Source organism: Mesorhizobium sp. M7A.T.Ca.US.000.02.2.1 (assembly GCF_003996995.1).
Classification (GTDB): Bacteria; Pseudomonadota; Alphaproteobacteria; order Rhizobiales; family Rhizobiaceae; genus Mesorhizobium.
Genome location: NZ_RZTT01000443.1, coordinates 1 through 4,729 on the forward strand (window position 1 = coordinate 1; position 4,729 = coordinate 4,729).

The window sequence follows — 4,729 nt, forward strand, 5'->3', positions numbered from 1 at the left end:
ATGATCATGGTTGTCGATGATGCCGGCCGCTGCATCGGCTGCGGAGCCTGCGGCCGCGTCTGCCCCAAGAACTGCCAGACGCATGTTGCGGCCGACGAGCTCGCAACATGATCTGGCGAAAACCAGGAGAACGGCGTTGCACTTCATCTTTTTGTCGGCTCGTGGGGCTGGTCCTGTGCAGCAATGCGTCGATGGTTTACTTCGCTTTGGATTCGCTCCGTGTGGCAGTCGTCACGACGCTGGCCTGTTCGCTGCTGCTTCAGGCCGACTACTTCGGCTGCGTGCTCTTTTTCGCGGACGTCGATGATCTGTAGAACTGTTCATTCGCTCCGCAGAGGGCCGGCGAATCCAATCTCTTCCTAAGCCCGTTGGCCGTAATCGAAAGACACGAGGCCGGCGAGTTCGTGCTCAGCTGCCACAGTGCTAGCAAGGGAACGGAATCCAATCCCGGAGCAGATGGCGAGAGTTGAGCGAAGACTGCGGTCGGAGCTCCTGCGCTTCCGGGTCTCCAAGGGGACGACTTTGCGAACCGAAGGGACTTTGAAGCGTTGACGTGGCCGGCGTGCGGTAGGTTGGGCCAGCGACAGGGCTCCCAGCCGGCCTGTGCTGACTTCGCTTCCTTTGGCGAAATGTGGGTAACGGCGAGGGCCGCACTCTTCCCGGGCCGTCGACATTCCCGCCCTTTTGGTGCGTGCGCCGTTAGGCGCGACAATTCGGTGCCCGCGTGTAACTGCGCGCATTCGCCGAAGCTTAGACGTGGTGCATTCCCGCTCGCCCGTTTGGCGGACAGTTCCGGCCGTGCTTGTTTTGCCGGCCTAACGCCCGCCGCTCGTCACTGCCACACCCCTCTCCGGCAACGGCTCGGCGCATCGCGCAAGCCGGTTTAGCGATCAGGCCAGGCCCTTCGCGAGTTCCAACGCCTGCCGTTCGAAGAGGCGGCGGTAAATGCCACCATCGAGATTGATCAGGGCGGCATGATCGCCGTCCTCCATGATGCGGCCACGGTCGAAGACGAGCAGCCGATCGAGCGAGCGGACGGTCGACAGCCGGTGTGCGATGACGAGTGTGGTTCGACCCACCATCAACCGATCCACCGCTTGTTGAATGAGCACCTCGGATTCCGAATCGAGGCTCGATGTGGCCTCGTCCAGAATCAGGATCGGCGCGTTCGCGAGGAAGGCGCGCGCGATCGCCACGCGCTGGCGCTCGCCGCCGGAGAGCTTCAAACCCCTTTCGCCGACCAATGTCCCATAGCCCTTCGGCAGGGGCGCGATGAATTCGTGGGCACTTGCCAGCCGTGCCGCTTGCTCGATCTCGGCCTGGCTCGCGCCAGGCCGGCCATAGGCGATGTTCTCGGCAAGCGACCTGTGAAACAGGATCGGCTCCTGCTGCACGATCGCGATCTGCGAACGAAGGGACTCTTGGGTCACCTCGGAGACGTCCTGACCGTCTATCAGGATCCGGCCGCCGCTCAGGTCGTAGAGTCTCTGGATCAGCTTCACGAATGTTGTCTTGCCGGAACCGGAGGGTCCAACCAACCCAACCCTTTCGCCAGCTTCAATCGACAGCGAACATTCGCTATAGAGCGGCAGGGGATGGTTGGCGTAGCGGAAGTGGACGTTCTCGAAATCGATACGGCCGTTCGTGATCCGGATCGGCTTGGCCTCTGGACGATCGGCAACATCCACCTTCTGATTGTGGATGGCCACCAGTTCTTCCATATCATTAACCGAGTGCTGCACGTTGCGGACATGCATGCCGGCATCACGCAGATAGCCCTGCAGGACGATGAAGGACGTGAGAACATATGCTATCTCGCCCGGCGTTGCCTGTCCATGCGACCACAGAAGCAGGGCATATCCGACCACCGCCACCCTGAGCGCAACCAAAGTTACGCCTTGGGTTGAGCCGATGATCGTTCCGCGCACCCAGCTCCGGCGCGCGCGGTGCCGCCATTTCGTCATGATATTTGCAAGCCGCTCGTCTTCGCGAACCTCTGCGCCGAAGCCCTTGACCACAGCGTTGCAACTGACCGCGTCCGCAAGCGCGCCGCTGAGCCTTGTGTCCCATCGGTTGGCAAGGCTCGCCGCTGGCGCGACATAGCCGAGCGACAGCGAAATCGAAAACGCAAGGTAGACGAGAGAGCCGCAAGCAAAGATCACGCCCATGACCGGCCAGTGCCAGCCGAGCAGCACCGTCGAGCCGATCAAGATGACAAACGACGGGAGCAGCGTGACGAGTATCGTGCTGTTGAGGAGGTCGAGCGCCCACATGCCGCGCGTTATCTTGCGCACTGTCGAGCCGGCGAAGCTGTTTGCATGCCAGTCTGTCGAAAAACGCTGCACATGATGGAACGCTTCGGTCGCGACATCGGAAATCATTTTCAACACCAGGTCGTTCAGGCCAATTAAGGCGACGTGGCGCATGGCAATGGAACCGAGTGCCAATGCAATCGGTACAGAGAATGCTGCAACAGCTGCCGAAGCTGGTGCTGCCGCATTAGCAGCACGAGAAACAGCGTCGATAAGTCGGCCAGAATAGAGCGGCATCAACACGTCAGCCAGCGTGGAGGCGAGCATCGCGGTCATGATGATCGCGAGCCGGGCCGGCTGCCTGTTCCAGAGGCGAACAGTGAAGGCGAAAACGTCGCGACAAGTGGCGCCGCGCCCATGGACGGGGAAACGTTTCATAGTTTCCAAGCGGGCGCATCAACACGCTCGGTCCCAAAGAAGTTAAATGACAAAACTGGAATTTTCGACATCACCCACCACAACAAGATCGGTGGACAGCCCCTGCTGCCCCTCAACGGTCCTATCAAAAGTTGTGCCAAAAAAAGGCTCAGATTTGCATGTTGCTCAACGCGTTGAGAGTCCGGACGGCCAAGCACAATTGTCACGGACTCGACAACCGGCGGTGGATGGAGGCAAATGCGGACATTGACGACAGGATCTAAAGGGGCTTCTCCGCAACGGCAATCTTGCATTCGGCGAAAGCAAGCGGCGTAAGTTCAATACGTCATACCTGACGCGACCAGATGTCGACATACTTGTCTCCATCGCGGAGTGGCAGTCCAAACTGTATGATCGCGACGGTTGCTGCCAAGATTGGCATGAGATGTCGTCTACTTCAGGAGAGCTGGGTCCGCATGAGGATGCAGACTACGACCGGGTCGGCGACATTTTCTCTTGAGCAATTCATGGGAGCAGAGGTACGGCCCGAAACAAACGTTTGTCTGTTTGGATCAGTGCCAGGTTGTTCCTGCGTTGCGGCCCACCTCGTCAACGCCTTCGCCTTCCCGGAATATCTCCTTCCCGAACCTCCCGACGGCAGCCTCGACAAAGCTGCTGACCGAATGCGTCTTGCCGGCGCGAGGACAAAATCGTCAGGCTCGTGATGCTGCAGGATGGGCCACATACATGTCCCCGACCTACCTGTGTGACCGTCTTTAGCGCTGCGCCTCGAGTGAGTGAAGAAGGCATCCGAATCTCGCCTCGATCTTCCGCAAGACGGGAGAGACCTCCTGAAGGCCGCGCCTTCCGAAGGCATCTTTTTCAGACTCGCGCTGCGAGGAGGTGGCAAGAGCCGTTTCCGCGCCACAGTCCGTAAATTTGGGTTGCCGGCCGTCCCTAATTTCCGGTGCGGAGCCCGCCTATTGGCCCTAGCGGCAAGATGACGGCGACGTTATAAATCGGCCGCCGGCGGAAGTTTGGTCGCGACTGGAATGCGGCGACGCCCAGCAATGACTGGCAGATCGTCCATTTCTTGGGTTTCGACAGTTCCTTCTACCACGCGCTACTCTACCCCGCTCTTTATGCCAAGGTGTTCTCCCACTGGACGCCGCGCATCCGCTATCACGTGAATGAGTTCTACCTGCTCGACGGCCAGAAGCTCTCAACCAGCCGCGGCCATGCGGTCTGGGGGAAGGAGGTTCTGAGCCCAAACACAGTCGACATCCTGCCTCTTCATTTGGGCCTGACACGCCCGGAAGGTGAGCGGACGAACTTCACGCGGGACGCGCTACGTCGCACCGAGAACGAGATATTCAAACGGATATGGCTGAATTGGCTTGATGAGCTGGACCAGGAAATCAAGCAGGAGTTTGGTGGCCGTGTGCCCGACGCAGGCGACTGGGCTCCGGCCGACCGCGCCTTCTTTGCTCGAATAGAGATCCATCGCGCGGCGATGGAACGCGCCTATTCGGAGGATGGCTTCTCGGTCAGGCGCGCGGCCGCGCAGGCATGCGATTGCGTGATCTACCGTCAGGCGCCAGACTATGCAGCGGCGCGACGTCTTTTTCCCGCCCGCGGCCAAGCGGAAAGCTGTCGCTCGCCTGAAGGAAGGCTTCGGGATGAGCGAACGGCGGGCGTGTAAAGCCATCGGCTGTTGCCGCATGACGGTTCGCTACCAGACCAGCAGGCCGGACGACCGGGAGGTTCGCGAGCGGATGAAGGCGATCGCGCAGGAGCGTCGCCGGTTCGGCTACCGGCGTCTTCTCGTGATGCTGAGGCGGGAGGGCCTGGTCGTGAACCACAAGAAGCTGTTCCGGCTCTATCGGGAGGAGAAGCTCGCCGTTCGCCGCCGTGGCGGCCGCAAGCGGGCGATCGGGACCAGGGCGCCGATGCTGGTGCCGCTGAGGCCCGACGAGCGCTGGTCGCTCGACTTCGTATCGGACCAGCTCACCGACGGGCGCCGCTTCCGCATCCTGGCCGTCGTCGACGACTGCACGAGA

Annotated in this window: 4 protein-coding genes and 2 pseudogenes; 5 read left to right on the forward strand and 1 reads right to left on the reverse strand. The window is 60.7% G+C overall.

Going from position 1 to position 4,729, the window contains the following annotated elements; translation table 11 throughout:
- Together EOD15_RS28790 and EOD15_RS37045 are read left to right on the forward strand one after the other, a co-directional pair.
- Nucleotides 1-111: 4Fe-4S binding protein (locus tag EOD15_RS28790; RefSeq protein WP_164750051.1), on the forward strand; the 111-nt coding region annotated here is incomplete at its 5' end.
- Between the two features lie 80 nt (nucleotides 112-191).
- Nucleotides 192-314, forward strand: a complete 123-nt coding sequence (locus EOD15_RS37045) for an exopolysaccharide production repressor protein (RefSeq protein WP_127230881.1) — start codon at nucleotides 192-194, stop codon at nucleotides 312-314.
- 576 nt (nucleotides 315-890) lie between these two features.
- On the opposite strand, the gene EOD15_RS28800 is transcribed toward EOD15_RS37045, so the two are convergent.
- Complete coding sequence (locus EOD15_RS28800; RefSeq protein WP_127308805.1) at nucleotides 891-2,690, reverse strand: ABC transporter ATP-binding protein; 1,800 nt, start codon at nucleotides 2,688-2,690, stop codon at nucleotides 891-893.
- Nucleotides 2,691-3,079: 389 nt separating this feature from the next.
- Between EOD15_RS28800 and EOD15_RS28805 the strand changes: the two are divergent.
- From EOD15_RS28805 to EOD15_RS28820, 3 genes and pseudogenes are all read left to right on the forward strand, one after another.
- Nucleotides 3,080-3,214, forward strand: a pseudogene (locus EOD15_RS28805) (aminocyclopropane-1-carboxylate deaminase/D-cysteine desulfhydrase family protein); the annotation flags it as partial.
- 473 nt (nucleotides 3,215-3,687) lie between these two features.
- Nucleotides 3,688-4,371, forward strand: a complete 684-nt coding sequence (locus tag EOD15_RS28815; protein ID WP_281033859.1) for a class I tRNA ligase family protein — start codon at nucleotides 3,688-3,690, stop codon at nucleotides 4,369-4,371.
- Nucleotides 4,301-4,729 (forward strand): annotated as a pseudogene (locus EOD15_RS28820) (IS3 family transposase); the annotation flags it as partial. The gene EOD15_RS28815 and the pseudogene EOD15_RS28820, both read left to right, overlap by 71 nt.